Source organism: Stenotrophomonas sp. (genome assembly GCF_036662295.1).
GTDB lineage: Bacteria > Pseudomonadota > Gammaproteobacteria > Xanthomonadales > Xanthomonadaceae > Stenotrophomonas.
In genome coordinates, this window is the sequence record NZ_JAVWXA010000187.1 from 1 (window position 1) to 3,309 (window position 3,309).

3 protein-coding genes and 1 pseudogene are annotated in these 3,309 nt (G+C 68.7%); 3 read left to right on the forward strand and 1 reads right to left on the reverse strand.

The features are described 5' to 3' along the window. Nucleotides 1–835: pseudogene (gene aceE / locus RSA25_RS19255) on the reverse strand (pyruvate dehydrogenase (acetyl-transferring), homodimeric type); the annotation flags it as partial. A gap of 464 nt (nucleotides 836–1,299) precedes the next feature. Here aceE and RSA25_RS19260 point away from each other — a divergent pair. The 3 genes from RSA25_RS19260 to RSA25_RS19270 all read left to right on the forward strand — a co-directional run bounded on the left by RSA25_RS19260 (nucleotide 1,300) and on the right by RSA25_RS19270 (nucleotide 3,200). After that, entirely contained in the window at nucleotides 1,300–1,803 is a 504-nt protein-coding gene (locus RSA25_RS19260; protein ID WP_332810431.1) for a PadR family transcriptional regulator, read from the forward strand. A gap of 104 nt (nucleotides 1,804–1,907) precedes the next feature. Continuing rightward, complete coding sequence (locus tag RSA25_RS19265; protein WP_332810432.1) at nucleotides 1,908–2,705, forward strand: siderophore-interacting protein; 798 nt, start codon at nucleotides 1,908–1,910, stop codon at nucleotides 2,703–2,705. A 57-nt stretch (nucleotides 2,706–2,762) separates the two neighbouring features. Next, nucleotides 2,763–3,200, forward strand: a complete 438-nt coding sequence (locus RSA25_RS19270; RefSeq protein WP_332810433.1) for a hypothetical protein — start codon at nucleotides 2,763–2,765, stop codon at nucleotides 3,198–3,200. Nucleotides 3,201–3,309: the final 109 nt, after the last annotated feature.

Genomic DNA, 3,309 nt, shown 5'->3' on the forward strand with positions numbered 1-3,309 from the left:
GGATGATCTTGCCGTTGCCGCGCACCGGGCCGTCCAGGCGCTGCAGGTTGCAGTTCACCACGAAGATGAGGTTGTCCAGGCCTTCACGGCCGGCCAGCGCGATGGCGCCCAGGGTTTCCGGCTCGTCGCTCTCGCCGTCGCCGATGAAGCACCACACCTTGCGGTCGGACTTCTCGATCAGGCCACGGTTTTCCAGGTAGCGCAGGAACTGCGCCTGGTAGATGGCGGCCAGCGGGCCCAGGCCCATCGACACGGTGGGGGTCTGCCAGTAATCGGGCATCAGCCACGGGTGCGGGTAGCTGGAGAGGCCACCGCCGTCCACTTCCATGCGGAACTTGTCCAGCTGGGCTTCGTCGATGCGGCCTTCCAGGAAGGAACGCGCATAGATGCCCGGGGCGCTGTGGCCCTGGATGAAGAGCAGGTCGCCGGGGTGGTTGTCGCTGGGGGCGCGCCAGAAGTGGTTGAAGCCCACGTCATAGAGCGTTGCGCCGGAGGCGAAGGAGGCGATGTGGCCGCCCAGGTCGCCGGGCTTGCGGTTGGCGCGCACCACGGTGGCCATCGCGTTCCAGCGGATGATGGAACGAATGCGCCATTCCAGTTCGGCGTTGCCCGGGCTCTTGGCCTCCAGGGTCGGCGCGATGGTGTTCACGTACTCGGTGGTGGGAGAGAACGGCAGGTACGCGCCCGAACGACGGGTGAGCTCCACCATGCCTTCCAACAGTTGATGCGCGCGCTCGGGGCCCTCGACATCAATTACGGCCTTCAGCGACTCGATCCATTCCTGGGTTTCCACAGGATTCGGGTCGTTGTTCAGCACCTCGTTCAACCAGTTCATTTGCGCTCCCATGACCGCACGCACGCGCGCGACTGTTTTAGATTTCTAGCCGCAAAGTGTAGCGCACCCCAGGGTTTGCTTACTTCGCTACGGGTGCGTATGGAAGCGCCGAGCGCTGTCCGCCGGGACAGGTGGCGACAGGGTTTGCGGCCTGTGTAGCGCCTCCACGCGCGTTTCCAGCATGCCCGGGCGCGATGACACCGGCGGGTCGGATGGACAGCGCTGGACAAGGCGCTGCGTGGGTTGTGGGCGTGGCGGGTGGCCGATCGGCGCTTGTGCAGGGGCGTGGCCGGGTGGGCGGCGGATGCGTGCGCTGAACCGCTCAGGGCCGCGAATTGTTCCACCACAGGCACGCACCGTCGCGGTGGGGATCGACCTGAACGACTGCCTGCCAACGGCGCGGGAAGGCTGGCTGCGAGCAGCTTTTCGATATATCGTTCCGCCATCGCATTCGATATATCGAAATGACCGCTCCGCGTGACCTCGACCGCCCTGCCCGCCCGCTGACCGCACGCCCGCTCAGCCGTGGCGACCTGCGCCTGCTGGTGCTGGCGCTGCTGGGCGAGCAACCGCGCCATGGCTATGAGCTGATCCAGCTGATCAGCGACATGTTCGTGCGGGTGTACACGCCCAGCGCCGGCTCGATCTACCCGGTGCTGGCGCAGTTTGAAGCGGCCGGCTGGGTGGGCGCGGTGGAGGAAGGTGGGCGCAAGCGCTACCAGCTGAGCGCGCTGGGCCAGGCCGAACTGGCCGGCCAGCGCGAAGAGGTGGATGCGGCGTTGCGCCGGGTGCGCGACAGCGCGCGCACGATCACCAAGGCCAACCTGCCGCCGAGCGTGCGCGATGGCCTGCGCGAGCTGAAGGCGGCCCTGGGCCAGTGCCACGGGCGCTGGAACGAGGACAACGCGGCCAGCGTGGCGCAGGCGCTGCGCGAGGCCGCCGCCCATATCCGCGGGCAGGGACGCTGAGATGCCCTGCCCGCCTTGTTCAACGCATTCGACCCCGCCAGCCCCGGCCAGCCAGGTCTTCCCCCTACGCCGCGCTGCGGCGCAATCGAGTACAGGTGTTCCCCATGGCTTTGCATGAAAACAAGCTGCTGCGTCATACCGTGAAGTTCCGCCCGCTGGAGGTGCTGCGCACCGAGGAGATCAGCCCGTGCATGCGTCGGGTGATCGTGGGTGGGCCGGCGCTGGAGGGCTTCGATTCGCCCTCGCCGGACGACCACGTGAAGCTGTTCTTCCCCAATGCGGAGGGCCAGTTCGTGGTGCCCACCCTGACCCCGGAAGGCCCGCGCTACCCGGAGGGCCAGGTGCCCTCGCCGGCGCGCGATTACACCCCGCGCTGGTGGGACCTGGAGGCCGGCGAGCTGGCGCTGGATTTCGTGCTGCACGGCCATGGCGTGGCCTCCAGCTGGGCGGCCAACGCGCAGCCGGGCGACCCGATCGCCGTGGGCGGCCCGCGCGGCTCGCACATGACCGCGCCGGACTTCGATACCTACGTGCTGATCGGCGATGAAACCGCGCTGCCGGCGATCGGCCGCTGGCTGGAGACGCTGCCGGACGGCGCCAATGCGGAGGTGTACATCGAGATCCCCGAATCGGGCGACCGCCAGGACCTGCCCGAGGATGACCGCATCCGGGTGTCGTGGCTGGAGCGCAATGGCTTCGATGCGGCCAGCAGCACGCTGCTGGAGGATGTGTTCACCGATTTCGAGGAACCGGAGGGCGATACGTTCTACTGGATCGCGGCCGAGTCGCGCCGGGCGCGGATGATGCGCAAGTACATCGAAGGCCACCTGGGCGTGCCCAAGGACTGGATCCGCTCGACCGGCTACTGGAAGGCCCACGCCGACGAGCACGACGGCGACTGAGCCGCGACGGGCACCGGCTGCGAATGCGACAATCGCGTTTTGGGCCGGTGCCTTTCCATGCAAGCAGTTTCTCCCTCGGCGCTGACCGACCTGATCGACCGCGCCGAGCGCGCCGACCCCGCCCTGGACGCGGCCCTGAACGCGCTGGCGCCGTCGATGGCGGGCAACGTGGCGCCGCTGCGCGCGGCACTGGTGCCGCTGGCGCAGGCGCAGATCGCGCTGGTGCAGGCCAACATCGATATCGGGCTGGTGGCCGACGAGCTGCGCCGTTACCAGAAGTTTGCCGCGCCGGGTAAGCCGAGTTTGCAGATCGTGCAGCTGCGCAGGCAGCAGGCCACGGTGAAGCAGGCCTCGCTGATTGCCCGCCAGGGCTACGCGCAGGCCACCCATGCATTCCTGCGCGACAGCGGCCTGACCGCCCCGGCCCGCCGGGTGCCGACCGATTTCACCACCGCGTGGCTGGCCAAGCTGGCGGCAGCGGTAGCGGCCGCCTAGGGCCCCCCAGGTAGTGCCGGCCGCTGGCCGGCTCCCCGACCAACCCTCCGCACGAGGTAGTGCCGGCCGCTGGCCGGCTCCCCGACCAACCCTCCGCACGAGGTAGTGC